The organism is Lampropedia puyangensis (assembly GCF_004833285.1).
Classification (GTDB): Bacteria; Pseudomonadota; Gammaproteobacteria; order Burkholderiales; family Burkholderiaceae_C; genus Lampropedia; species Lampropedia puyangensis.
The window spans coordinates 17532-42610 of record NZ_STFG01000024.1 but is presented as its reverse complement, the minus strand read 5'-3'; the positions used below and the strand labels follow the sequence as shown (position 1 = coordinate 42610).

Sequence of the window (25079 nt, the reverse complement as noted above, 5' to 3'; positions counted from 1 at the left end):
AAAAGCGCCTAAACAGGCGCTTTTTTTATTGAGTATTCACCATCCATACAGATAGGGAGAGATGACAGAAACGGTAGTGGCTAAGGCAGTCTCTCGGATCGTAGCTCAAATTTGGTTTGCTTACTTCAGCTCAGCGCCCTCTTCCGGCCAGTCACGGATATAAGCTTTGAGTAATTTGTTTTCCAGATTTTGGCTATCTACCACTGCCTTGGCTACATCGTAAAAGCTGATTACCCCCATCAACGTGCGGTTGTCAATCACGGGCATGTAGCGCGCATGGCGATCGAGCATCATGCGGCGCACTTCGTCCAGTGACGTTTCTTGGGTACAGCTCATCGGCGCTTCATCCATATGCGCACGAACAGAGACTTTATCCAGCACGTTGGCATGTTTGACCATCGCCACAATCACTTCACGGAAGGTCAAAATGCCAACCACCTCGCCATGCTCAACCACGACCAAAGAGCCAATATCGCGTTCTGCCATGGTTTCAACCGCAACCGATAAGGACTCATCGGCATGGACGGTATACAGCGTATTGCCTTTGACGCGCAGGATGTCGCTGACTTTCATTTTCTGATCTCCTTATCATCTGGGTATGTGTGCGCTATTTGGGCCTATTTGCGCACATCTTGCAATGCAAAAACGCATGTAAAAGAAACCTCTTTCATGCGTGACAGAAATTGACAGGAATATAGCCCACAATGGCTGTATTCATCGTATTTTTACCTGCAAATATCAGGAGACATTGACCCTATGGCTGGTTACAACGATCCAGGCTTTGATACGCTCAGTCTACATGCTGGTGCAGCCCCAGACCCCAGCACCGGGGCCAGAGCAGTCCCCATTCACCTCAGTACATCATTCGTTTTTGAATCATCCGAGCATGCTGCATCGCTGTTCAATATGGAGCGCGCAGGCCATGTTTACTCGCGCATCAGCAACCCTACCAATGCGGTCTTTGAGCAGCGTATAGCCGCATTGGAGGGAGCAGCAAGCGCCATTGCCACCGCGAGCGGCCAAGCCGCATTGCACTTGAGCGTTGCCACTTTGATGGGCGCTGGCGCACACATTGTGGCCAGTAGCGCCATTTATGGCGGCTCTCAAAACCTGCTGAACTACACCTTGCGCCGCTTTGGTATTGAAACCACCTTCGTGCACCCAAGCGATCTTGATGCATGGAAAGCCGCCATTCGGCCCAACACGCGCCTGCTTTTTGGCGAAACCGTGGGCAACCCAGGCCTGGATGTCCTGAACATTCCCGCTGTGGCGGATATCGCCCATCAAGCACGCGTGCCACTCTTGGTGGATTCAACCTTCACCACGCCCTACTTGATGCAACCACTCGCATTGGGGGCGGACTTGGTGTACCACTCCGCCACCAAATTTCTCTCAGGCCATGGCACGGTCATTGGTGGAGTAGTTGTTGATGGCGGCACATTTGACTGGGAATCATCAGGCCTCTTTCCTGAGTTGAGTGCGCCTTACGATGGTTTCCATCAGATGGTTTTCAGCGAAGAAGCTACGGTAGGCGCCTTTTCTTTGCGCGCACGCCGCGAAGGTCTGCGCGACTTTGGCGCCAGTATGAGTCCGCACACCGCATGGCTGATTTTGCAAGGCGTAGAAACCTTATCGCTGCGCATGCGCCAACACATTGCAAATACCGAGAAGGTCGTGGAATTTCTGGCGCAACACCCCATGGTTACTCGCGTTGGACACCCTTTGCTGGAGTCGCACCCCAGCCACCAATTAGCCCAACGCTTACTCCCCAAAGGAGTTGCCTCGGTATTTAGCTTTGACATCAAAGGCTCTCGTGCACAGGGTAAAGCTTTTGTAGACGCATTGCGCATTTTCAGCCATTTAGCCAATGTCGGTGACTGCCGTAGCTTGGTCATCCATCCGGCCAGTACCACACATTTCAGAATGGACGACCAAGCACTTCAAGGCGCAGGCATCAGCCAAGGTACTATTCGCCTGTCTATTGGCCTGGAAGATCCAAGCGACCTGATTGACGACCTCAAACGCGCGCTCAAAGTGGCAGAAAAGGCAGGTGTGTAATGGCTAAACAAACCACCCAAACTTCGCAGCGCTACGCTATTGGCAACAACGTCCTTTATGCCTACACAGGAGGCACCCCGCATCGCCCTGAGCAACCCTATCTCATCTTCATTCACGGTGTGCTCAACGACCATTCCGTCTGGGCACTGCAAAGCCGCTACTTTGCACACCATGGCTGGAATGTATTGGCCATTGACCTGCCCGGCCACAGTAAAAGCACAGGCGCGGCCCCTGCCTCTGTGGAAGATGCAGCCAGCACGGTTGAAACCTTGATTGCACAGTTACCCGCACAAAACACTGTTTCGCTTATAGGCCATAGCTTTGGCTCGCTCATTGCACTTGAGGTCGCGGCACGCTTAGGCCATCGTATTGGCAAACTTGCGCTACTGGGGACAGCTGCGCCTATGGCCGTCTCTGATGTACTGCTCGACTGGTCACTCAACGCGCCAGAAAAAGCCCTGCATTTGGTCAACGTATTTTCGCGCCATACCTTAGCACCGCCACCATCAGCCCTTGGCCCAGGCACTTGGCCTTATGGTATGGGCATGGCGTTGGGCAGACGCGTACTGCGCAGCAACCAACAAGAAAACGTGTTTCACAAAGGCTTTGTTGCATGCAACAGCTACAACAACGGACCAACCTCCATGGCGGCTGTCAAAGCGGAAACACTCATTCTCAGCGGTACGCTAGACCAAATGACACCAGCCAGAGCCGCACGACCATTGGTTGAAGCCGCACAAAATGCAGCAGTTGCGCTGCAAAGTCAAAGCATTCATGCTGGCCACAACATGATGACAGAAGCCCCCGAAGCAACGTTACAAGTATTGCAATCAATTTTACGCTGAAGCCCGCGGACAACCGGCAGCACAGCCAAAAACACCGTATTCGTGTTGTGTGCCAATCAACAGTGCGACTCAGTTTTCAGCACAGCAAACTCGTAAAAAAACCCCTTGGCGTATCTACACAAGGGGCTTTGATCACACACTGAATGTGTTGATTCAGCGCTTTTTCACCGGAGGCACGTCCGTACAAGAACCATGCGCCACCTCTGCAGCCATGCCGATGGACTCACCCAGCGTTGGGTGCGGGTGGATGGTCTTACCAATGTCCACTTCGTCAGCGCCCATTTCAATGGCCAGTGCAATCTCTCCAATCATGTCTCCCGCATGGGTGCCGACGATGCCGCCGCCCAAGATACGGCCATGGCCATGTGCCTCAGGGCTGTCATCAAACAGCAGTTTGGTTACGCCTTCGTCACGGCCATTGGCAATGGCGCGGCCTGATGCCACCCATGGGAACAAGCCTTTTTTGACTTTGATGCCTTGGATTTTGGCTTGGTCTTCAGTCAAGCCCACCCATGCGACTTCAGGGTCGGTGTACGCCACGCTTGGAATCACGCGAGCATTGAACGCGGCGGATGCCAGCTCCTTATTGCCTTGTTGCTCCCCGGCGATGACTTCCGCTGCGACGTGCGCTTCGTGCACCGCTTTGTGCGCCAACATGGGCTGGCCTACGATGTCGCCAATGGCAAAGATGTGCGGCACATTGGTGCGCATTTGAATGTTGACGTCGATAAAGCCACGGTCCGTCACGGCCACGCCCGCTGCCTCAGCACCGATTTTCTTGCCATTGGGCGTGCGGCCCACGGCTTGAAGAACGAGGTCGTAGGTTTGTGGCTCGGGCACGGTCACGCCTTCTTTGGCAGGTTCAAAAGTAACTTTGATGCCTTCAGGCGTGGCTTCTGCTGCGACAGTTTTGGTGTTGACCATGATGTTGTCAAAGCGCGGCGCATTCATTTTTTGCCACACTTTGACCAAGTCACGGTCAGCCCCCTGCATGAGGCCATCCATCATTTCCACCACATCTAGGCGTGCGCCCAGCGTGCTGTATACGGTGCCCATTTCCAAGCCGATGATGCCGCCGCCCAAAATGAGCATGCGTTTGGGCACGCTCTTCAAGTCCAGCGCGCCGGTAGAGTCAACCACCCGTTCATCTTTGGGCATGAATGGCAGGTGCACGGCTTGTGAACCAGCGGCAATGATGGCGTTCTTGAATTGAACGATTTTCTTGCTGCCGGTTTTCTCTTGGCCTTCGCCTGCGGTTTCTTGCACTTCAATGTGGTGTGAGCCGACAAACTGCCCATAACCGCGCAGTACGGTGACTTTGCGCATTTTGGCCATTTGCCCTAAGCCACCAGTCAGTTTGCTGATGACTTTTTCTTTATGACCACGCAGTTGGTCGATATTGACCTCAGGCGCGCCAAACTTGACGCCAGCCACTTCCAAGTGCTTGACCTCATCGACCACAGCCGCGACGTGCAGCAATGCTTTGGATGGAATGCAACCCACGTTCAAGCACACGCCGCCCAAGTTGGCGTAGCGCTCGATCAGGACGACATTCAGACCCAAGTCGGCGGCGCGGAAAGCGGCCGAGTAACCGCCAGGACCACCACCCAACACGACCACATCAGCCTCTACATCCACTGCACCACTGTAGGTGGAGCCTGCCGGTGCAGGAACTGCAGCAGCAACAGGTGCAGCTGTCGCCGCGCTCGGGGCGGGTGCTTGCGCTGCCGGTGCAACAGTCAGTGTAGGCGCTACTGCCCCACCCTCTGCAGCCTCTACTGCGATGATGACGGAGCCTTGCTTGACTTTGTCGCCGAGTTTGACCAATACAGACTTGACCACGCCAGCATGACTAGAGGGGATTTCCATTGAGGCCTTGTCAGATTCGACGGTAATCAGGCTTTGTTCGGCCTTGACGGTATCGCCTTCTTTGACGAGCACCTCAATCACAGCGACTTCATCGAAATCACCAATATCAGGAACTTTGACTTCTACGGTTGCCATCAGTAGTCTCCTTCCCGATTACAGCAGAACGCGGCGGAAGTCCGCCAGCACTTGTGCCAAATAAGCGTTAAAACGCGCAGCTGAAGCGCCGTCGATCACGCGATGGTCATACGACAGTGACAGCGGGCACATCAAGCGGGGCTCGAACTCTTTGCCATTCCATACGGGTTTCATGGCTGAGCGGCTGACACCCAAAATAGCCACTTCGGGCGCGTTGATGATCGGCGTGAAGCTGGTGCCACCAATCCCGCCCAAAGACGAAATGGAGAAGCAACCGCCAGTCATTTCTGCGGGGCTCAACTTGCCTGCACGTGCTTTTCCAGAGAGCTCCGTCATCTCCAGTGCGATTTGGCTCAAGCTTTTCTGGTCTGCATTTTTAATCACCGGTACGACCAAGCCATTGGGTGTATCCGCAGCAAAACCAATGTTGTAGTACTTCTTGTAGACGAGGTTATCGCCATCCAAGCTGGTATTGAACTCGGGGAACTTCTTGAGCGCAGCCACCGAGGCCTTGATCAAGAAAGCCAGCATCGTGAACTTCACATCGCTCTTGGCTTTGGCATTTTCTGCATTGAGCTGCACGCGCAGCGCTTCCAACTCAGTGATGTCGGCTTCCTCATTGTTGGTGACATGAGGAATCATCACCCAGTTGCGCGACAAATTAGCGCCAGAAATTTTCTTGATGCGCGACAGCGGCTTGGCTTCCACTTCGCCGAACTTGGTGAAATCCACTTTCGGCCAAGGCAGCAAATCCAACCCTACGCCGGAGCCGCCAGCAGCAGGGGCTGCGCCTTGCGCTGCAGTGCGCACAGAGCCGCTCATGACAGCTTTGACGAAATTTTGCAAATCATCCAGCGTGATACGGCCTTTGCTGCCACTGCCTTTGACTTCTGCCAGCGGCACGCCTAATTCACGTGCGGCCTTGCGAATCGAAGGCGATGCATGTGGCAACTGGTTGCTCGCTGGTGTTGTGGTGGGCTGGTGCGCCGGCACATTGGCCACTGCAGCTGGTGCTGCACTAACCGCTGCAGAAGCCTGAACAGGCGCGGCCACGGGGGCGGCTACTGTTGCTGGAGCGGGAGCCACGGCAGAAGCGGCTGCCCCTGCTACGCCTTGCAAAACGGCAACCAAGTCGCCTTTGTTGATTTTGTCGCCCACCTTAATGGCGAGGGACTCGACCACGCCAGCTGCGCTGGAAGGGATTTCCATCGAGGCTTTATCAGACTCAACCGTGATCAGGCTTTGCTCCTCTTTCACGGTATCGCCTGCCTTGACCAGAATCTCAATCACCGCCACATCGCTGAAGTCACCGATGTCGGGCACGCGCACTTCTACAGGGCCTGCTGCTTTGGCCGCAGGAGCGCTAGCGGGTGCATGCACAGGCGCGGCGGCAACAGGGGCTGCAGTCGCAGGTGCTGGGGCCGCCGAGGCAGGTGCAGCCGCATCAGCCGCACCTTCTGCTTCAACCTGAACAATCACCGAGCCTTGTTTGACTTTATCACCCAATTTGACGGAGATGGACTTGACCACCCCCGCGTGGCTGGAAGGAATCTCCATGGAGGCTTTGTCAGACTCCACCGTAATCAGGCTTTGTTCGGCTTTCACCGTATCGCCCACTTTCACCAAAACCTCAATCACCGCCACTTCATCGAAGTCGCCAATGTCAGGGACTTTCACGTCTATCAGTGCCATTGTGTTATCTCCTTATCACGAACGTAGCGCTGATTTACGCGTACAGAGGGTTGATCTTGTCGGTCTTGATGCCGTATTTGGCAATAGCCTCAGCGACTTTCGCAGCTGGGATTGCACCTTCATCAGCCAGTGATTTGAGCGCTGCAACCACGATGTAGTGGCGATTGATCTCAAAGTGCTCACGCAGTTTGTAGCGGAAGTCACTGCGACCAAAACCGTCAGTGCCCAGTACCTTATAGCTACGACCTTTTGGAATGAACTGGCGAATCTGCTCCGCATAGTTCTTCATGTAATCAGTAGAAGCAATTACGGGGCCACTGGTTTTAGAGAGTTGCTCTTCCACAAACGATTTCTTCGCTGTTTCTGTGGGATGCAGCAAATTCCAGCGATCGACATCTTGGCCATCGCGAGTCAGCTCGTTAAAGCTTGGGCAGCTCCACACATCTGCTGCAATATTCCATTCGGATTCGAGCAGCTCTTTCGCTGCCATTGACTCACGCAAAATGGTGCCGGAACCCAGCAAATTCACGCGATGTGCTTTGCCTTCTGCAGCAGGCTGGAGCAAGTACATGCCTTTGAGAATTTGCGCTTCGGTGCCTGCAGTCAAGCCAGGCATGGCGTAGTTTTCGTTCAGCAAGGTGATGTAATAGAACACGTTCTCTTGCTTCTCGACCATGCGCTTCAAACCGTCTTGCATGATGACGGCGACTTCGTGCGCAAAAGTTGGGTCATAGCTAATACAGTTCGGAATCGTGCCTGCCAAGATATGGCTGTGGCCATCTTCATGCTGCAAGCCTTCACCATTCAATGTGGTACGGCCAGAAGTGCCACCCAGCAAGAAGCCGCGCGCCTGCATGTCGCCAGCTGCCCATGCGAAGTCACCAATACGCTGGAAGCCGAACATGGAGTAATACACATAGAACGGAATCATGATGCGGTTGTTCGTCGAGTACGACGTGGCAGCCGCAATCCAGCTGGCCATACCGCCGGCTTCGTTGATGCCTTCTTGCAGAATTTGACCGGCTTTGTCCTCTTTGTAGTACATCACCTGGTCTTTATCGACAGGCGTATACAACTGGCCTTTGGGGTTGTAAATCCCGATTTGGCGGAACAAGCCTTCCATACCGAAAGTACGAGCCTCATCCACCAAAATCGGCACCACGCGTGGGCCCAGTGCCTGATCGCGCAACAACGTGTTCAGGAAGCGAACATACGCCTGAGTCGTAGAGATTTCACGGCCTTCCGCTGTGGGTTCCAAAACCGCCTTGAAAGTCTCCAACGCGGGCACAGTGAATTGCTCTTCCGCTTGTGGGCGGCGTTTAGGCAAATAACCACCCAACGCTTCACGACGCTCATGCAGGTAGCGCATTTCTGGCGTGTCTTCCGCTGGTTTGTAGTACGGAATTTTGTCCAGTTCGCTGTCAGGAATTGGGATATTGAAGCGGTCACGAATGTACTTGATGTCTTCGTCACTGAGCTTCTTGGTTTGGTGAACGGTATTTTTACCTTCACCGGCCTTGCCCATGCCGTAACCTTTAACGGTTTTCACCAACAACACGGTTGGCTGCCCCGTATTGTTATTGTGCGCAGCATGGAATGCGGCATATACCTTGGCTGGTTCATGGCCACCACGGCGCAAATCAAAAATTTCTTCGTCGGTCATGTGCTCAACCAACTTGGCCGTTTCTGGGTACTTGCCAAAGAAATTCTTGCGCACAAAGGCGCCATCATTGGCCTTCATGGCTTGGTAATCGCCATCAAGCGTTTCCATCATCAGCTGTTTGAGCTTACCGCTCTTGTCTCGCGCCAACAACTCATCCCAGCCGTAGCCCCACAGCAATTTGATCACGTTCCAGCCTGAACCACGGAACTCGCCCTCAAGCTCTTGGATGATTTTGCCATTGCCGCGCACCGGGCCATCGAGACGCTGCAGGTTGCAGTTCACCACGAACACGAGATTGTCCAAGTTCTCACGCGCAGCCAAACTGATAGCGCCTAACGATTCTGGTTCGTCCATCTCACCATCACCGCAGAACACCCAAACCTTACGGTTTTCGGTATTAGCAATGCCGCGAGCGTGCAAATACTTCAGGAAACGGGCTTGGTAAATCGCCATCAACGGGCCCAAGCCCATCGATACGGTCGGGAATTGCCAGAACTCCGGCATCAATTTAGGGTGTGGGTAGCTTGAGAGCCCCTTGCCATCGACTTCCTGACGGAAGTTATCCAATTGCTCTTCACTCAAGCGGCCTTCCAGGAAGGCTCGGGCGTAAATGCCTGGGGCGCTATGGCCTTGGATGTAAAGCAAATCACCGCCATGGTTTTCGTTAGCGGCATGCCAGAAGTGGTTAAAACCGGCACCAAACATGCTGGCCACAGATGCGAAGGAGCCGATATGGCCACCCAAATCGCCGCCGTCGGCAGGATTGATACGGTTGGCGCGCACGACCATGGCCATGGCGTTCCAGCGCATGTATGCGCGCAAGCGCTTTTCAATCGCAATATTGCCAGGACAACGCGCCTCTTGTGTAGGCTCAATCGTGTTGACATAGCCCGTATTGGCTGAAAACGGCAGATCAATGCTGTTCTGACGCGCCAGCTCAAGCATTTGCTCAATCAAGAAATGTGCGCGCTCAGCGCCCTCGCGGTCAATGACGGCGGACAAAGCGTCCAGCCATTCGCGGGTTTCTTGGTTATCGATATCCGCAGCCTGGCGCGCGGCTGCATCTTTGTCAGTCGTACTCATTTGTATAAGTCTCCAAGGGGTTGAAACCATTGCTTGCAGGCGCTCAGCGGAGAATCAGGCGGTCCATTTCCGCCCTTTCTGCCCTATTGGGCTTACCTTCCCCGATTGCTCTGCAATGAATCTACTCCGTTCCAACACGGCACCGTGACAGAGGAAATCCCCACAAAGGAATACGCATCTGCCTAGCTATCGGGCACCACAAAACGACCTCAGCAACTGTAGCCTGTGGTTTTGACATCAACTTGACGCTTTACTGGAACATGCGGAGTGTCGCACGAGAATGACATTTTTTCAAATTAAGATTTCTATTTTTATAATATGAAATTTAAATTTCAAGTGCTGTTATTTAAGCGGCTAACGTTCACGAAATGACAGCAGAGATTACGCGGAGCCTTCACAATCACTTCGTGCACCAAACAGTAACTACATTGGCAAGGCACTACTGAGACAACGACTGCTGCAACAACAGATCTACATGACACAAAGCACGCCCATCCCCTCGTCCCCAAATCGCCAGCGCACGCGCGCTCGTATGGCCTTATGGCGCAAGTGGTCAAGTTTGTCTCAACGGACACAAGAACGTTTGAGTTATGTCATTCCATTGATGACAGTGGCCCTGTTTATCGTGATTTTGCTGGGGGCATACCTGTTTTTGCGCACAGAAGAAAAGGCACGTGAAGAACAAATGCTGCACCAGCAAAGCCAGTTTCTGGCATTGCGCTTGAATGAACAGCTCTTCAAAAAGCAGGAAGAAGTGCAGCGCTTGGTCTATGACATGGTGACACCCGCATCTGGCGTAGGGTTCGATCAAGGCGCCAGGGCATTGATGACGCAAGATTTATCCCTGTACGCGCTAACTTGGTTTGATACGCACCAGCGTGTCATCAGCACCCACCAATCGGCCATGCTTCCCAGTCGCTTGCGCAGAATAGTGGGGCAAATATGGGAAGACGTCACCCTCAAAGACATGCCTCAAGGGCATTGGGCAGTGACTGGCCAAAGCAGCAATACAGCAGTGAACGGCAGTATCGAAAGCGAGCCGCCTGTGCTGCGGCTCTTCATTCCCATTCGCGTCAATGGTGTGTACTTGGGCACCGTTATTGCTGAATACGCGCCGCAAATGCTACTCAATGAAGCATTGAGCCAAAACACAGATCCGAATTTGGCCGTGGCGCTGATCAATCAATCAGGCGCGTTGGTGGCTGGATCTTCAGCACTGGAGCGCATCAGCACAGACAACTCCTTTTCAAAAGATATCGCCGGTGTGATTGCGCCATCGCATCTGGTCTTGCCCATTGGGGTTCTTGGAGATCATTTGCAACTGAGCACGGCCGTTTACCGGTCTGACCGCAGTATTACGCGCCGTGCCATCATGATTTTGCTGGTTGTCTTGGGGCTCACCACGGCAGGCATGCTGTTGATGAACTGGCGCTTGAGCCGAAGACGCCTGCATGCGCAAAGGCGCCTGGAAGAAGAATCGAGCTTTCGTTTGGCTATTGAAAACTCGCTGACCACGGGCATTCGTGTGCTTGACTTGCAAGGCACCACCACATACACCAACGCAGCATTCAGTCGCATGGTTGGCTGGAGCCAGGCCGAAATGGTGGGCATGAAAGCGCCCTTCCCTTACTGGCCGCGCAAAGACCGCGAAATACTTAGCGAACGCTTTCAAGCAGAGCTTGCAGGTAACCATTACCCTGGCGGCCTGCAATTGCGTATGCGCCGCAAAAATGGCACCACATTCGATGCCCGCATCTTCTTATCACCACTGATGAATGAACGCGGCGCACAAACAGGCTGGCTAACAACGATCAATGACATCACAGAGCCCAATCGCATACGCCAGCAATTGGCAGCTGCGCATGACCGCTTTACGCTGGTGCTTGAATCATTGGATGCCTCCATCACCGTGGCACCTCTAGGCAGCAATGAGCTTGTATTCGCCAATCGCCTGTACCGCCAGTGGTTTGGTTCGCAAAGCCAAGGGCATTTGCAAATGCTGGCCCAGGCAGGTGCCAGCAACAGCCAGGAGTCAGACGACAACACCAACGAAGAAGATGCGTTGATGGGACTGCCCACCGATGTGATTACTGCAGCCAATGCTGAACGCGCAGAAATTTTCGTGGAGTCACTGGGTAAATGGCTGGAAGTGCGCTCTCGTTATCTGGACTGGGTAGATGGACGCTTGGCGCAAATGCTGATTGCCACCGATATCACCAAGCGCAAGCAAGCAGAAGACCAAGCAGCTAGGCAGGTTGAAAAAATGGAAACCGTCAGCAGGCTGATGACCATGGGGGAAATGGCCTCCAGTGTTGCGCATGAACTCAACCAGCCGCTGGCTGCTATCAGCAATTACACCAACGGGATGATTTCACGCCTCAAAGCCGGCACCATCACTGGCGAACAATTGCTGCCTCCACTGGAGAAAACGGCGCACCAGGCCATACGTGCAGGGCAAGTGATTCACCGCATTCGATCGTTTGTCAAACGCAGTGCCTCCAACCAGGAAATCTGTACGCCGCAGCGCCTTGTAGCAGAAGCGGTAGAGTTGGCCAATATAGAAATTCGCAAGCACAATGCCCGCTTGAGCCTGCATCTAGCGCCCCATTTGCCTGAGCTTGAAGTCGATGCCATTTTGATTGAACAGGTGCTAATTAATTTGCTCAAAAATGCAGCAGAAGCCATCAACAGCGCCAATCGCCCCATGGGGCAACGCGGCATCGATCTGGATGTGCGCAAAGACCAAGGTGGTGTTCTTTTCACCATCACAGACCAAGGTCCAGGACTGCCGGAAGACGCGCTCAAACAGCTTTTCGATGCCTTTTACTCAACCAAAAAAGACGGCATGGGCATTGGCTTGAATCTATGCCGCAGCATTGTCGAGTCGCATCAAGGGAAAATGCAAGTTCGCAACCTCTACAATGGGGACTTGGTAACAGGCTGTGAGTTCTCGTTCTGGCTGCCGGCCTCTTCGGCAAAAGCAGATCCAACAGAAACCCTGCCAGAACCGATTTTGGGTTAGAGGCATCCTCTTTCTCCTATCGTGGCACTGCCTTGATGCAGGCTTCTTGACTAATAACCTTCTAGAGAGACTTATGAGCATTGGCAACAAAAAAGGCACCGTATACATCGTAGATGACGATGAGGCGATTCGCGATTCACTGCAATGGCTATTGGAAGGGCGTGATTTTCATGTACGCTGTTTTGACAGTGCCGAAGCCTTTCTGAGCCACTACGACGCCCGCGAAGTCGCCTGCCTGATTACAGATATCCGCATGAATGGCATGTCTGGGCTGGAACTTCAAGAAAAGCTGGTTGCACGCAACTCGGCGCTACCTATTGCCATCATCACAGGCCACGGCGATGTACCTATGGCTGTGGATACGATGAAAAAAGGCGCGATCGACTTCATTCAAAAACCGTTTGATGAAGAGGCCATTACCTCTTTAGTCGCCCGTATGCTGGAACAAGCGCAGAGCAATTTCTCTGACCAGCAACAAGCTGCCACCCGAGATGCGCTGCTCGCTAAATTGACTGCAAGAGAGTCACAAGTGCTTGAACGCATTGTGGCTGGCCGACTGAACAAGCAAATCGCTGATGATCTCAATATCAGCATCAAAACAGTTGAAGCCCATCGCGCCAACATCATGGAAAAATTGGGAGCCAACACCGTTGCCGATTTGCTCAAAGTCGCCTTAGGCAACAGCCAAGCTGCAGCCAAAACCAGCTAATGGCTCTATGCCAGTTACCACAGGGGGCATGCCACCCACTTGATGTAGGTACATGCGTGCACGTCATTCAGGTGTGCGGCACAATACATCTGCACGAAGCACGCGGCACACACCCAAAAATTCGTACAAGCGGCCATTTGGCCGCTTTTCACTTGGCGCGGCAACCCGCTGCTATTGCGCGTTTGCCTGCAGGTGACTCCTTTTAAATGCATTGACCCCTACGCTTTATCTCCATGACAGCTCAAATCATTGATGGCCTCGCCCTCTCTAAAAAACTCCGCGCCAGCTTCAAAGAAGAAGTTGCAACCTTAACCGCACAAGGCAAACGTCCCGGTTTAGCCGTGGTACTGGTAGGAGAGGACCCTGCCTCCCAAGTCTATGTTCGCAACAAAATCAAGGCGTGCGAAGACACCGGAATCCATTCCGTTTTACAAAAGCTCGAGGCAGAAACAACACAAGTGCAATTGCTGGCCCACATTGACGCGCTCAACAAAGACCCAAACATCCATGGTATTTTGGTGCAATTGCCGCTGCCCAAACACATTGATGCCGACACAGTCATTGAAGCCATTGCCCCAGAGAAAGACGTTGACGGCTTCCATATTTCCAGTGCAGGCGCCTTGATGACAGGCTTGCCGCACGGCTTCTGGCCCTGCACCCCCCACGGCTGTTTAAAAATGCTGGATGACATTGGCTATGAATTGCGCGGCAAGCATGCTGTTGTGGTTGGACGCAGCAATATTGTGGGTAAGCCTATGGCCATGATGCTGCTGGGGCGCAGCGCCACCGTCACCATCTGCCATAGCGCCACGCCAGACTTGGCCGCCATGACCCGCCAAGCCGATGTCATCGTGGCTGCCGTAGGAAAAGTCAATCTGATCACCGCCGACATGGTGAAACCAGGTGCAGTGGTACTTGACGTGGGAATGAATCGCAACGCCGAAGGCAAGCTTTGCGGAGATGTGGACTTTGACGGCGTCAAAGAGGTGGCATCCTGGATTACGCCTGTTCCAGGTGGCGTTGGCCCTATGACCATCACGATGCTACTGGCCAACACAATCGAGTCAGCCAAGCGCGCTTAAACAATTGCCGCATGAATGCGGTCTTGCTCTGCAGCAGGCCGCTTGAAAGCCATGGCTTTGGCTTTATCTAATGTCAGTACGTAGCCATTATTGAATCTGAGGTTTACCGTGTCATCCCAAAATCCCCTGCTCTCTATCACTGACTTGCCCGCGTTTGATCGCATCCAGCCAGAGCATGTCTTGCCTGCAATTCAAACCTTGATTGAGCAGGCAGATGCAGCACTTGATACGGTCACGGCTGCAGATTTTCCTGTCGACTGGAATGAACTGGCCAAGGTATTGGATGTTGCCACCGAACGCCTCTCGAAAGCATGGGGCACCATCAACCACCTCAATGGTGTTGCAGACACGCCAGAGCTGCGTGCGGCTTACAACGAGGCGTTGCCCATCGTCACTGATTTCTGGACTCGCCTTGGTGCCAACGAAGGCTTATATGCCAAGTACAAACAACTCGATCCTGCATCCCTGAACGCCGAACAGCGCCGCGCATTGGATTTGTCACTGCGTGGCTTTGTGCTTTCTGGTGCGGAGTTGCAAGGCGCCGACCGCACACGTTTTGCAGAGATTCAGGAGCGCCTGGCTGCATTGCAGCAAAAATTCAGCGAAAACGTACTCGATGCGACCGATGCGTACGCCTATTTCGCATCTGCCGATGAGGTGCAAGGTTTGCCGGAAGATGTACTTGAAGCAACAGCTGAAGCGGCAGAGGAAGACGGCAAGCCAGGACAATACAAGCTATCACTCAAAATGCCCGTGTACTTGCCTGTGTTGCAATACGCAGAAAACCGCGCCTTGCGCGAGCGCCTATTCCATGCGAATGCCATTCGCGCCTCGGACTTAGCACCAGCAGAGCAAAAACACCTCGACAACACCCAGATCATTGAGGCCATTTTGCAATTGCGTGCCGAGGAAGCCAAACTGCTCGGCTACGACAACTATGCGGAACTCTCCCTCGCACCCAAAATGGCCGACACTTCAACTCAAGTGGTTGACTTCCTGCGCGATCTGGCTCAACGCGCACGTCCATTTGGCGAGCAAGATGCGCATGATCTGAGGCTTTTCGCAAAAGAACAACTGCAGCTGGACGACCCGCAACCTTGGGACTGGACGTATATCTCTGAAAAATTCAAAGAAGCGCGTTACAGCTTCAGCGACCAAGAGCTACGTCAATACTTCTCAGCGCCTAAGGTTGTTGATGGTTTGTTTGCCATCATTCAAAAGCTTTTCAATGTTGTAATCAAACCGGAGTTGGCTGCCGTCTGGCACCCCGCAGTGGAGTTCTACCGGATTGAGCGCGATGGTCAATTGATTGGCCAGTTCTATCTGGATCAACCTGCGCGATCAGGCAAGCGTGGCGGCGCATGGATGGATGACATGCGTGGCCGTTGGTTGCGCCCTGACACAGGCGAACTGCAAACACCCGTGGCCTATTTGGTATGCAATTTCTCATCAGGCACGGATGGGCAGCCTGCATTACTAACGCATGATGATGTCATCACCCTCTTCCATGAATTTGGCCATGGTTTGCACCACATGCTCACCCAGGTCAACGAGCGTGATGTATCGGGCATTAGCGGCGTGGAATGGGATGCTGTCGAGTTGCCCAGCCAGTTTATGGAAAATTTCTGCTGGGAATGGCCCGTCCTGCAAAACATGACTGCGCACGTCAAAACTGGCGAACCGTTGCCACGCGCACTGTATGACAAGATGATTGCCGCCAAAAATTACCAAAGTGGCATGCAAACCTTGCGTCAGGTCGAATTCGCGTTATTTGATATGTTGCTGCACCGCGCCAGCGAACCACAAGTGCTGGAGTTGCTCAAGCAGGTCCGCGCTGAAGTCAGTGTATTGCCTGCTGCGCCATACAGCCGCACACCACATGCCTTCTCGCACATTTTTGCGGGAGGCTATGCCGCCGGTTACTACAGCTATAAATGGGCAGAAGTGCTCAGCGCTGATGCATACGCCGCATTTGAAGAGGAAGCCACCGCCCCAGGTGAGCCCAACCCAGCTACAGGCCTGCGCTACTTGCACAACATTCTGGAAGCAGGCGGCAGCCGCCCAGCGATGGAGTCATTCAGAGCCTTCCGGGGACGCGAGCCTCAACTCGATGCACTATTGCGGCACCAAGGAATGAGCGAAACTGCGTTGGTGCAAGCCTGATTCAATGCGTCGCACAGTATTTCACATTGTTTGAGCACATTGAAATCTGCTGGCATGGTCGGGTGTTCTCGACTGTGCCGGCCAACTCATCTGTAAAAAAACTGAACAGACAAGCACCCCACTGAGCAGGGGCTTTGCCATCACTGATAATTAAAAACGGTTTGATGCACAAACAGGCTGCGCTATATTGTTCGTGCTCACGAATTTCGTACTTCACACCATGAGGGGCAGTGGCATGCCAGCAATGCAAAAAAATCCTCGCGCCATAGCGCACCCATCGCTACTCACTGCAGTAATCGCTGTGTGGCTTTCCGCAGCACACCCCCCTGCCACCTATGCACAAGAGGTGTTTCGCGGTCAATCGCCCAACGGAACCACCGTTTACTCCGACCAATCAGCTGGCTCGAACAGCCAGCGTGTTTCGACCATCCCTGTTGCGCCAAGCCATTCGATGTTGCCACCTGCATTACAGCAAGCCAGCGCGCGTTATCCCGTCAAAATATACGTCGCGCCTGATTGCGCACCATGTACGTTGGGTCGCAATCTGCTCAATGAGCGCGGCATTCCTTACCAAGAAATCAACATCAGCACGGCGCAAGATCAACTCGCAGCCCAAGGACTTGGTATCAAATCTCCCCCCCATCTCACTATTGGTGCGCAAGCTCTTAAAGGCTTTGACTCGCAACAGTGGGCGCAATACCTGAGCGCTGCCGGCTACCCTGAAATCTCTGCACTTCCTGCTCAATACCGCCAACAGCCGGCGCGCCATTTAGCGCAAACGTCGGAACAAAGCACCAGCGACGGAATCGCCACCGAAAACAGCGATTCGTCGTCTGCCACACCGATAGCACCTGCAGAAGACAATAACAGCAGCACAGGTTTTCGTTTCTAAAGCGACCATCGAACGCAACGCATCGTTGCGAGTGCCAAGGCAGCCAAACGCTTCACCACAAAAAATGCCGCGCACCTTCTGCTGGTGAGCGGCATGAGAGGGTTCCAGCCATGCACTAGGCAATAACGGTCTCAATGCATATGCAAGCCGCCATTGACGGGGAAATCTGCACCGGTGGAGTACCCGCCCTCATTGGAGGCTAGCCACGCGATGATAGAAGCAATTTCGCTGGGATCACCCAAGCGCTTGACTGGGATCGTGCCCACAATTTTTTCCAGCACATCTTCGCGAATGGCCTTGACCATGTCAGTCCCAATATAGCCAGGACTGACTGTATTGACCGTCACGCCTTTGCTCGCCAGTTCTTGCGCCAACGCCATGGTAAAGCCATGCATACCAGCTTTAGCCGCTGAATAGTTGGTCTGCCCCGCCTGCCCTTTGGCACCATTGACTGAGCTGATGTTGATAATGCGCCCCCAGCCTTTCTCCACCATATCTCCAACGACCTGTTTGGTGACATTGAACATGGAGTTGAGGTTAGTCTCAATCACTGCCCCCCAGTCTTCCGGCGTCATTTTGATAAACATCTTGTCTCGCGTAATGCCCGCATTGTTCACTAGCACGTCAATCGTGCCATGCTCTGCTTTGGCCTTGTTGAAAGCCTCCACGGTCGAATCCCAATGGGCGACATTCCCCACAGAAGCATGGAACTCAAAGCCTAACGCTTTTTGCTCGTTGAGCCATGTTTGGAAGTCCCGCTTAGGACCACAGCCTGCAATCACTTTAAACCCCTCTTGATGCAAACGCTGGCAAATGGCGGTTCCAATTCCCCCCATTCCCCCAGTGACGTAGGCGACTTTCTGACTCATGTTGTGATCTCCTTATTAATACAAACAGTTGTAATCTATCTAAGCACGGCCACTTTCCCCAGCGCATAAACCCTTCCCGCATGGGGCAAAAGGGAAAATCCTTAAAGGGTTAACGCCAAGCACACTGATTGGCACAAATCGGTTCACGCCCGTTGTTTAACGTAAGTGCCAGGCGCCGGCTCCAAAACACGGTACTGGGTGCCTTTGCCCGCTTTCTTTGGGGCAGCAATTTGCTTGCCTGCACGATCATGCAGCCACTTAGCCCAATCGGGCCACCAACTGCCTGGCATTTGCTCAGCATGCTCCAGCCATGCATTCCACTGGGTAGGATATGCTGCATCTGGTGCAACCCAATAATGGCGTTTACCTCTGGCTGGCGGGTTAATGACGCCAGCAATATGGCCTGATGCGCCCATGACAAAACGCTTGTCGCCAGAAAATACCTGTGTGCTGGCATAAGCTCCGCGAATGGGCACGATATGGTCTTCGCGTGAGCCGTAAATATAAAAAGAAGCCTTCACTTTAGTAAAGTCGACGGGCTCACCGCAGACCTGAACCTTGCCGGGTTGCACCAAATTGTTTTCCAGATAGGTATTGCGCAAATACCACGCATAAAACGGGCCTGGAAGGTTTGTTCCATCGCTGTTCCAGTACAGCAAGTCAAACGGCGGTGGCGTTTCACCCTTCAGGTAGTTGCCAACCACATAGTTCCATACCAATTCGTTAGGGCGCAAAAAACTGAACGTAGCGGCCAGATCCTGACCTTTCATCAGTCCCTTCTCTCCCATCTGCATTTCTCGAAATCTGACGACATTTTCATCAATGAAGATATCCAAAACACCGGTATCGGAAAAATCTACGAATGTCGTCAATAGCGTGGCACTTGCAACAGGTTGTTGCCCACGAGCAGCCCAAACAGCCATTGCAGTAGAAAGAATCGTGCCTCCCACGCAAAAGCCCAGTGCATTGACAGTCGGAGCAGCGCAAATGTCTTGCACGGCTTCAATGGCACGAATGGCGCCGTGCTCAATATAGTCGTCCCAAGTGGCCGTATCCATCAACGCATCAGGATTGCGCCAACTCACTACAAAGGTGCGATGCCCTTGTGCAACCGCATATTCAATCAATGAATTACCCGGCTGCAAATCCAGAATGTAGTATTTATTAATACAAGGCGGCACCAACAAAAGTGGTCTCTCATACACTTTTTCGGTGACAGGCGCGTACTCAATCAGCTGAAAAAACGCATTCTCAAAAACGACAGAACCTGGAGTCAGGGCCAGATTCTTGCCAACCTCAAACTGCGCCTCATCAGTCATCGAGATATGGCCACGCTGAACGTCTTGCCACATATTAAGCAAGCCTTTGGAGATGCTTTCGCCTTTGGAGGCAATCGCCTTAGCTTGCACATCGGGGTTCAGAGCGAGGAAGTTGGTTGGTGCCGCAGCGGCCAACCATTGGTCTACAGAGAACTGTAATCGTGCTCGCGTTTTCTCATCGGTCTGTGTAATCTCTACCATTTTTTGCAAAGCACTGGCATTAATCTGGTAGAGCGCAGCTGTAGTTGCGGCAGGGGCGCTTTGCAGCCAGTTGTCACTAGAAAAACGGCGATCAGAGCGCAACACATCAGCCAAATCTTTAGATTCACGCTTCATCAAGTGCGCAATCTGCTCCATGTATTCTTGCTGCAGTTGCTGCAATGCAGACGGTGGAATCGAAAAATTCACCGTAGATGTGTTTATTCCTAACTGCTGAGCAGCCTGAGTAAAAAATGCAAATGGATTGGCATTGTTCACTGCAGAGTGGCCTTCCGCGTCGTGTTGGTTCGCCATTATTGGCGGCTTCACGTTCGCCAGCAGTTGCATCCATTGTTGCAGTGCAGCCTGCTGAATCCCATGGAATTGCTGCCAGTAATCCGTACGCGGGCCAGTGTTGTCACTTTTCTTGCTGCTCATAGGTGATGTCTCCTCATCAAAATGCTCTGGGCAGTGTCCCGGTTCGCTAAAGCCATGGCATGCATGCCCCTCTTGTGCGCGCCACAGCAAATGCTATGCAAACAGTATGCCACTCAATCAGCAACAACCTCTACGTATAGACTCGAAATTCTCTGTTGCTTCTTAAACGCAGGCGCAAACCGGATTCAAACGGCATGCAGGCACAACATAGAAGAAAGCCAATTCAATCGCTATACAACACATCAGCCATCGCATTTCACGAAACACAAGCAATAAAATAGAAGGCAAAATATTCAGATATCGCATTAGACGACCCCTTTTCCCACGAGCACGTCTTCATGTCAGAAAACTATCGCTTATCTCGCCATCTCAGCCTCACCACTCTGGAGCTGTTTATTGCCGTGTGCGAAACTGGAAGCATTGCACAAGCAGCAGAGCGCGAATTCATTGCGCCCTCCGCAGTAAGTAAGCGCCTCTCAGATCTTGAGGGCGAGGTTGGTGTTGTGCTCTTAGAGCGCCACAGCCGAGGCGTCAAACCCACACCAGCCGGAGAAAGCTTCTTGCAACATGCACGCAGCATTCTTCATGATGTCGGTCGCCTGCACAGCGATTTGCAAGAGTATGCAGAAGGTGTGCGCGGACATGTTCGTGTACATGCCAATCTGTCTGCGATTGTGCAATTTCTTCCAGAAGATTTAGGTCTGTTTGCACAGCAACAACCGGCTATCAAAATTGATTTGCAAGAGCGAATGAGCTATGAAACCTTGCAAGCAGTTCAGGAAGGGGCAGTCGAGTTGGGTATTTGCTATACGCCTGGTGCTGCGCCCACTGGCTTGCAATCGCGCCCGTACCATCGAGATCGCCTCATGGTCGTCATGCCCACAAAACATCCTTTAAACAAGACATTCTCAGAACAAACGACTGCGAACAGTCATGCACCTGAAATCGCATTCGCTGAAGTGCTGGATTTTGATCTCGTCGGCCTCAATCGCCAAAGCAGCATTGGCTTACTGATGCGCCAAGCTGCGGCGGCAACAGGCAAAGGGTTACGCCAGCGCATTCAAGTTACTGGACTCGATACCATGTGCCGCATGATTGACAATGGCTTAGGCATTGGCGTAATGCCTGATCGTGCATTTGCACTGATGCAACCCTTAGGCAACTTGGCCGCCATTCCACTGAGCGATCCCTGGTCATGGCGCCAATCTTGGATGATTGCGCGCGATTTCACCTCGCTGCCTGCTGCCACGCAGCTATTGGTCTCACACCTAGAAGAGCAGGCACAACATCAAACACGCCTGCGCAACAAAAATGCAGCCCATTCGAGTTGGCCTATCCCATCCTCACCATTGGGCGGGCACCTACAATAACCCAATACAGGCATCGCGCAAACAGCCTTGATGCATGCGTATGAGCCACCCCAGTTATTTTCAGAAACAGCAAAACGAGTACCCCATGAGCAAAACTCTCTACGACAAAGTCTTTGACGAACACGTTGTGCATACGGAAGAAGATGGCACCGCCGTTCTCTATATTGATCGCCATCTGGTTCATGAAGTCACTAGCCCACAGGCATTTGAAGGTTTGCGCGAAGCCGGTCGTAGCGTCTGGCGCGTCAGCTCTATCGTCGCCACCGCCGACCACAACACCCCAACCACAGGCTGGGAGCGTGGTTATGACGGCATCGACGACCCCATCAGCAAAGAGCAAATCGTTACCCTTAACCACAACATCAATGAATTCGGTGCGGCCGCTTTTTTCCCATTCATGAGTCAACGTCAAGGCATTGTTCACGTCATCGGGCCTGAAAACGGAGCCACCCTGCCCGGCATGACTGTGGTGTGTGGCGATAGCCATACCTCAACGCATGGCGCTTTCGGAGCACTGGCGCATGGGATTGGCACCAGTGAAGTCGAACACGTTATGGCCACGCAAACTTTGCTGGCTAAAAAAGCCAAAAACATGTTGATCAAAGTCGAAGGTGATGTTGCACCAGGCATCACCGCTAAAGATATCGTGTTAGCCATCATTGGCAAAATTGGAACGGCAGGGGGCACCGGTTACACCATTGAATTTGGCGGCTCAGCAATCCGCGCCCTCTCTGTCGAAGGCCGTATGACCGTTTGCAACATGGCCATTGAAGCAGGCGCCCGCGCAGGAATGGTGGCAGTAGATGACAAAACCATCGAATACCTCAAAGGCCGCCCACTGGCTCCCGGTTACGATGAAAAAACAAGTCAATTTGTCGGCGGCCTTGAATGGGATCAAGCTGTCGCGTACTGGCGCACACTGCATTCCGACCCCGATGCAGTATTCGACAAAGTCATTGAACTCCACGCCAAAGATATCGTCCCGCAGGTCACTTGGGGCACTTCACCCGAAATGGTGCTCGGCGTTGACGCTCGCGTACCAGATCCTGATAAAGAAAAAGATGCCGTCAAGCGCAACGCCATGGAACGAGCCCTGACCTACATGAATCTCGAGCCCGGAAAGCCATTGTCAGATATTCATGTCGATAAAATCTTCATTGGTTCATGCACCAATAGCCGCATTGAAGACATGCGTGAGGCTGCGGCGGTGGTCAAGCGTTTAGGACAAAAAGTAGCCAAAAACGTCAAACTAGCCATGGTTGTCCCTGGCTCTGGTTTGGTGCGCGAGCAAGCTGAGCGTGAAGGTCTGGACAAAATCTTTACCGCCGCCGGTTTCGAATGGCGTGAACCAGGCTGCTCTATGTGCCTGGCCATGAATGCAGATCGACTCGATCCTGGAGAACGTTGCGCATCAACCAGCAACCGCAATTTTGAAGGTCGTCAAGGCGCCGGTGGACGCACACACTTAGTCAGCCCAGCAATGGCCGCCGCAGCCGCTATTCACGGCCATTTTGTAGACATTCGCCGCTTTTCATAACGTACAAAACCGTGTATGTTTGCACTCAATGAGTGAAGCAATTCATACATACCAAAAAGGACGGATCTGCATATACATTTCGCTCCATTTTGGTGCTTTACTCAGATTTTTATGTCACTTTCAAAAGGGAGTTTTTGATGAAAAAAGTCGTTTCCATCGTTCTCGCATCCTTCATTTCCATCGCATCTCTGGCTGGCTGCAATACCGTTCAGGGCGTTGGTCAAGACGTTCAACAAGGTGGCAAGGCAATTGAAAAAGCCGCTAAATAAGCAGTCTACTTGACGCTTATTGCGCCAGTACATCCAGTCTGACAATGAACGCCTCTTGGCAAACTGGATGTGCTTTTTTGCAATGATTCATCGCGCAGCAACACCGCAACATCTATAAATCACGAGAAGTCATCGAATACGTCCACTTCAGTGGGGGTAATTTGTCTCTCGAACGGCCAGTCCCTCTCCCCATGCAAAAGTTCACTGTACATAAAGGCCTTGTTGCCCCGCTTGATCGGGAAAACGTCGACACTGACGCCATCATCCCCAAGCAATTTCTCAAATCCATTAAACGCACAGGATTTGGTCCCAATCTGTTTGATGAGTGGCGCTATCTTGACCAACCAGGTCAGCCCGGTGTGCCAGAATCACAGCGCAACCCCAATCCAGATTTTGTCTTAAACCAACCGCGTTATAAAAATGCGTCCGTGCTGTTGACTCGGCAAAATTTTGGTTGCGGCTCCTCACGCGAACATGCTCCTTGGGCATTGGATCAATATGGCTTTCGCGCCATCATCGCCCCCAGTTACGCGGACATTTTTTTCAATAACAGCTTCAAAAACGGCTTACTGCCCATTGTCCAGCCTGAAAGTGTGGTCGACGCCCTCTTCAATGAAGTCTACGCCTTTCCCGGCTACGAATTAACCATCGATCTGGAGCGCCAAGTCATCATCCGCCCTGGCGGAGAAGAATTGCCTTTTGACGTAATTCCATTTCGCAAGTACTGTCTGATTAATGGATTCGATGACATTGGTCTGACCTTACGCCATTCGGACAAAATCAAAGCCTTTGAAGCCTCTCGCTTGGCGAGCAAACCTTGGCTGGCACACACCATGGCGGTTGAACAGGCTCCGCAATAATAGCCAACCGTAACCATCTAATTCCTGACATAGGATGAACCTCCTTTAGTAGCAGTCTTCCCCCAAAAAAGAATGCGCAATCAAATTTGCAATTGCGCCAAATTCGCTAATCGTTGGTTTTTTCTGTGCTAGAATTTCATCTTTCAGCGGCTGTAGCTCAGTTGGATTAGAGTACTTGGCTACGAACCAAGGGGTCGTGGGTTCGAATCCTGCCAGCCGCACCAACTAAAACAAAACTTGCTCATCGCAGCAAGTTTTTTTGATGGTTCTTTGCTTTTTGCGGCTGTAGCTCAGTTGGATTAGAGTACTTGGCTACGAACCAAGGGGTCGTGGGTTCGAATCCTGCCAGCCGCACCAATTAAAGCCCGCTTGTACTAACAAGCGGGCTTTTTGTTTGCCTAATGCGCATACACTGCCGCAGTCATGCACAATCACTGTTATGAATAAAGCATTTGTAAAAGAAGACAGTGAACAGCTAGAAGATGACACTTCGCAGCCACCAGCCCTTCCACAAGGCACGAAAAACTATCTGACTCCGGCAGGCTACCTCCGCCTGCAGCAAGAGCTTAAAACCCTGCTCGAATTAGAACGCCCAAAAATTGTAGAAACCGTGCATTGGGCGGCAAAAAACGGAGATCGCTCAGAAAATGGCGATTATCTCTATGGAAAAAAACGGTTGCGTGAAATCGATCGACGGGTGCGCTTTCTCACCAAAAGGCTTGAAATTGCCGAAGTCGTGAATGCATCAGTGCACTACGGCAAAGAGCAAGTATTTTTTGGTGCTACGGTAGACTATGAAACCGACGATGGCACACTTCACACAATCACCATCGTAGGTGTTGATGAGGCTGACAGCTTAAATCAGCACATCAGTTGGATAGCGCCTGTCGCCCGAGCCCTACTCAAAGCACGCATAGATGATGAGGTCACGTTAAATACCCCATCAGGATTGCAACATCTCTTGGTCGTGGATGTGCGCTACCCTGCCCCAGAATAAAAAATCCTG

At 52.5% G+C, this 25079-nt stretch carries 18 protein-coding genes and 2 tRNA genes; 14 read left to right on the top strand and 6 right to left on the bottom strand.

Annotated features, from left to right (window positions below):
* Positions 1–120: 120 nt before the first annotated feature.
* Positions 121–573, bottom strand: coding sequence for a CBS domain-containing protein (locus E9531_RS15270; protein WP_136574633.1), 453 nt, complete (start codon positions 571–573; stop codon positions 121–123).
* Positions 574–756: 183 nt separating this feature from the next.
* On the opposite strand from E9531_RS15270, the gene E9531_RS15265 reads away from it, so the two are divergent.
* Entirely contained in the window at positions 757–2058 is a 1302-nt protein-coding gene (locus tag E9531_RS15265; protein ID WP_136574632.1) for an O-acetylhomoserine aminocarboxypropyltransferase, read from the top strand.
* Positions 2058–2903 (top strand): alpha/beta fold hydrolase, encoded by an 846-nt coding sequence (locus E9531_RS15260; protein ID WP_136574631.1) that lies wholly within the window; start codon positions 2058–2060, stop codon positions 2901–2903. The genes E9531_RS15265 and E9531_RS15260 overlap by 1 nt, the downstream gene beginning before the upstream one ends.
* Before the next feature lie 153 nt (positions 2904–3056).
* On the opposite strand, the gene lpdA is transcribed toward E9531_RS15260, so the two are convergent.
* The 3 genes from lpdA to aceE are packed head-to-tail and all read right to left on the bottom strand — an operon-like array spanning position 3057 to position 9345.
* A complete protein-coding gene (gene lpdA, locus E9531_RS15255; RefSeq protein WP_136574630.1) occupies positions 3057–4907 on the bottom strand; it encodes a dihydrolipoyl dehydrogenase in 1851 nt (616 codons plus the stop codon).
* Positions 4908–4925: 18 nt separating this feature from the next.
* The gene (aceF, locus tag E9531_RS15250; RefSeq protein ID WP_136574629.1) at positions 4926–6599 is read right to left on the bottom strand and encodes a dihydrolipoyllysine-residue acetyltransferase; all 1674 of its coding nucleotides are present in this window, start codon (positions 6597–6599) and stop codon (positions 4926–4928) included.
* Between the two features lie 34 nt (positions 6600–6633).
* The gene (gene aceE, locus E9531_RS15245; RefSeq protein WP_136574628.1) at positions 6634–9345 is read right to left on the bottom strand and encodes a pyruvate dehydrogenase (acetyl-transferring), homodimeric type; all 2712 of its coding nucleotides are present in this window, start codon (positions 9343–9345) and stop codon (positions 6634–6636) included.
* A gap of 475 nt (positions 9346–9820) precedes the next feature.
* Here aceE and E9531_RS15240 point away from each other — a divergent pair, with 475 nt between their 5' ends.
* From E9531_RS15240 to E9531_RS15220, 5 genes are all read left to right on the top strand, one after another.
* Positions 9821–12367, top strand: a complete 2547-nt coding sequence (locus E9531_RS15240) for a PAS domain-containing sensor histidine kinase (RefSeq protein WP_136574627.1) — start codon at positions 9821–9823, stop codon at positions 12365–12367.
* 73 nt (positions 12368–12440) lie between these two features.
* Entirely contained in the window at positions 12441–13076 is a 636-nt protein-coding gene (locus tag E9531_RS15235) for a response regulator transcription factor (RefSeq protein ID WP_136574626.1), read from the top strand.
* A 233-nt stretch (positions 13077–13309) separates the two neighbouring features.
* The gene (gene folD / locus E9531_RS15230) at positions 13310–14158 is read left to right on the top strand and encodes a bifunctional methylenetetrahydrofolate dehydrogenase/methenyltetrahydrofolate cyclohydrolase FolD (RefSeq protein ID WP_136574625.1); all 849 of its coding nucleotides are present in this window, start codon (positions 13310–13312) and stop codon (positions 14156–14158) included.
* A gap of 108 nt (positions 14159–14266) precedes the next feature.
* Positions 14267–16321 carry a M3 family metallopeptidase gene (locus E9531_RS15225; RefSeq protein WP_136574624.1) on the top strand — a complete coding sequence of 685 codons (2055 nt, stop codon included), beginning with the start codon at positions 14267–14269 and terminating at the stop codon, positions 16319–16321.
* A gap of 235 nt (positions 16322–16556) precedes the next feature.
* Positions 16557–17213 (top strand): glutaredoxin family protein, encoded by a 657-nt coding sequence (locus E9531_RS15220; protein ID WP_211343458.1) that lies wholly within the window; start codon positions 16557–16559, stop codon positions 17211–17213.
* A gap of 131 nt (positions 17214–17344) precedes the next feature.
* On the opposite strand, the gene phbB is transcribed toward E9531_RS15220, so the two are convergent.
* Entirely contained in the window at positions 17345–18082 is a 738-nt protein-coding gene (gene phbB, locus E9531_RS15215; protein ID WP_136574622.1) for an acetoacetyl-CoA reductase, read from the bottom strand.
* 143 nt (positions 18083–18225) lie between these two features.
* Positions 18226–20037, bottom strand: coding sequence for a PHA/PHB synthase family protein (locus E9531_RS15210; RefSeq protein WP_244610143.1), 1812 nt, complete (start codon positions 20035–20037; stop codon positions 18226–18228).
* 338 nt (positions 20038–20375) lie between these two features.
* Here E9531_RS15210 and E9531_RS15205 point away from each other — a divergent pair, with 338 nt between their 5' ends.
* The 7 genes from E9531_RS15205 to greB all read left to right on the top strand — a co-directional run bounded on the left by E9531_RS15205 (position 20376) and on the right by greB (position 25070).
* Positions 20376–21407, top strand: coding sequence for a LysR family transcriptional regulator (locus E9531_RS15205; RefSeq protein ID WP_136574621.1), 1032 nt, complete (start codon positions 20376–20378; stop codon positions 21405–21407).
* Positions 21408–21492: 85 nt separating this feature from the next.
* Entirely contained in the window at positions 21493–22944 is a 1452-nt protein-coding gene (gene leuC, locus E9531_RS15200; RefSeq protein ID WP_136574620.1) for a 3-isopropylmalate dehydratase large subunit, read from the top strand.
* A gap of 137 nt (positions 22945–23081) precedes the next feature.
* The gene (locus tag E9531_RS15195; protein WP_136574619.1) at positions 23082–23213 is read left to right on the top strand and encodes an entericidin A/B family lipoprotein; all 132 of its coding nucleotides are present in this window, start codon (positions 23082–23084) and stop codon (positions 23211–23213) included.
* Positions 23214–23404: 191 nt separating this feature from the next.
* On the top strand, positions 23405–24073 hold the full coding sequence (leuD, locus tag E9531_RS15190) for a 3-isopropylmalate dehydratase small subunit (RefSeq protein WP_136574618.1): 669 nt from the start codon (positions 23405–23407) through the stop codon (positions 24071–24073).
* Positions 24074–24219: 146 nt separating this feature from the next.
* Positions 24220–24297: transfer RNA gene (locus tag E9531_RS15185), tRNA-Arg, on the top strand.
* 55 nt (positions 24298–24352) lie between these two features.
* Positions 24353–24430, top strand: a tRNA-Arg gene (locus tag E9531_RS15180).
* Positions 24431–24512: 82 nt separating this feature from the next.
* Positions 24513–25070 carry a transcription elongation factor GreB gene (gene greB, locus E9531_RS15175; RefSeq protein ID WP_136574617.1) on the top strand — a complete coding sequence of 186 codons (558 nt, stop codon included), beginning with the start codon at positions 24513–24515 and terminating at the stop codon, positions 25068–25070.
* The last annotated feature ends 9 nt before the right edge of the window (positions 25071–25079 follow it).

Excerpts from the sequence above, each read along its gene's own strand:
- phbB (WP_136574622.1), bottom strand. The coding sequence starts at position 18,082 with ATGAGTCAGAAAGTCGCCTACGTCACTGGGGGAATGGGGGGAATTGGA.
- greB (WP_136574617.1), top strand. The coding sequence starts at position 24,513 with ATGAATAAAGCATTTGTAAAAGAAGACAGTGAACAGCTAGAAGATGAC.
- aceE (WP_136574628.1), bottom strand. The coding sequence starts at position 9,345 with ATGAGTACGACTGACAAAGATGCAGCCGCGCGCCAGGCTGCGGATATC.
- E9531_RS15220 (WP_211343458.1), top strand. The coding sequence starts at position 16,557 with ATGCCAGCAATGCAAAAAAATCCTCGCGCCATAGCGCACCCATCGCTA.
- E9531_RS15260 (WP_136574631.1), top strand. The coding sequence starts at position 2,058 with ATGGCTAAACAAACCACCCAAACTTCGCAGCGCTACGCTATTGGCAAC.
- leuC (WP_136574620.1), top strand. The coding sequence starts at position 21,493 with ATGAGCAAAACTCTCTACGACAAAGTCTTTGACGAACACGTTGTGCAT.
- E9531_RS15205 (WP_136574621.1), top strand. The coding sequence starts at position 20,376 with ATGTCAGAAAACTATCGCTTATCTCGCCATCTCAGCCTCACCACTCTG.
- E9531_RS15235 (WP_136574626.1), top strand. The coding sequence starts at position 12,441 with ATGAGCATTGGCAACAAAAAAGGCACCGTATACATCGTAGATGACGAT.
- aceF (WP_136574629.1), bottom strand. The coding sequence starts at position 6,599 with ATGGCACTGATAGACGTGAAAGTCCCTGACATTGGCGACTTCGATGAA.
- lpdA (WP_136574630.1), bottom strand. The coding sequence starts at position 4,907 with ATGGCAACCGTAGAAGTCAAAGTTCCTGATATTGGTGATTTCGATGAA.
- E9531_RS15270 (WP_136574633.1), bottom strand. The coding sequence starts at position 573 with ATGAAAGTCAGCGACATCCTGCGCGTCAAAGGCAATACGCTGTATACC.
- E9531_RS15210 (WP_244610143.1), bottom strand. The coding sequence starts at position 20,037 with ATGAGCAGCAAGAAAAGTGACAACACTGGCCCGCGTACGGATTACTGG.
- folD (WP_136574625.1), top strand. The coding sequence starts at position 13,310 with ATGACAGCTCAAATCATTGATGGCCTCGCCCTCTCTAAAAAACTCCGC.
- E9531_RS15240 (WP_136574627.1), top strand. The coding sequence starts at position 9,821 with ATGACACAAAGCACGCCCATCCCCTCGTCCCCAAATCGCCAGCGCACG.
- E9531_RS15195 (WP_136574619.1), top strand. The coding sequence starts at position 23,082 with ATGAAAAAAGTCGTTTCCATCGTTCTCGCATCCTTCATTTCCATCGCA.
- leuD (WP_136574618.1), top strand. The coding sequence starts at position 23,405 with ATGCAAAAGTTCACTGTACATAAAGGCCTTGTTGCCCCGCTTGATCGG.
- E9531_RS15265 (WP_136574632.1), top strand. The coding sequence starts at position 757 with ATGGCTGGTTACAACGATCCAGGCTTTGATACGCTCAGTCTACATGCT.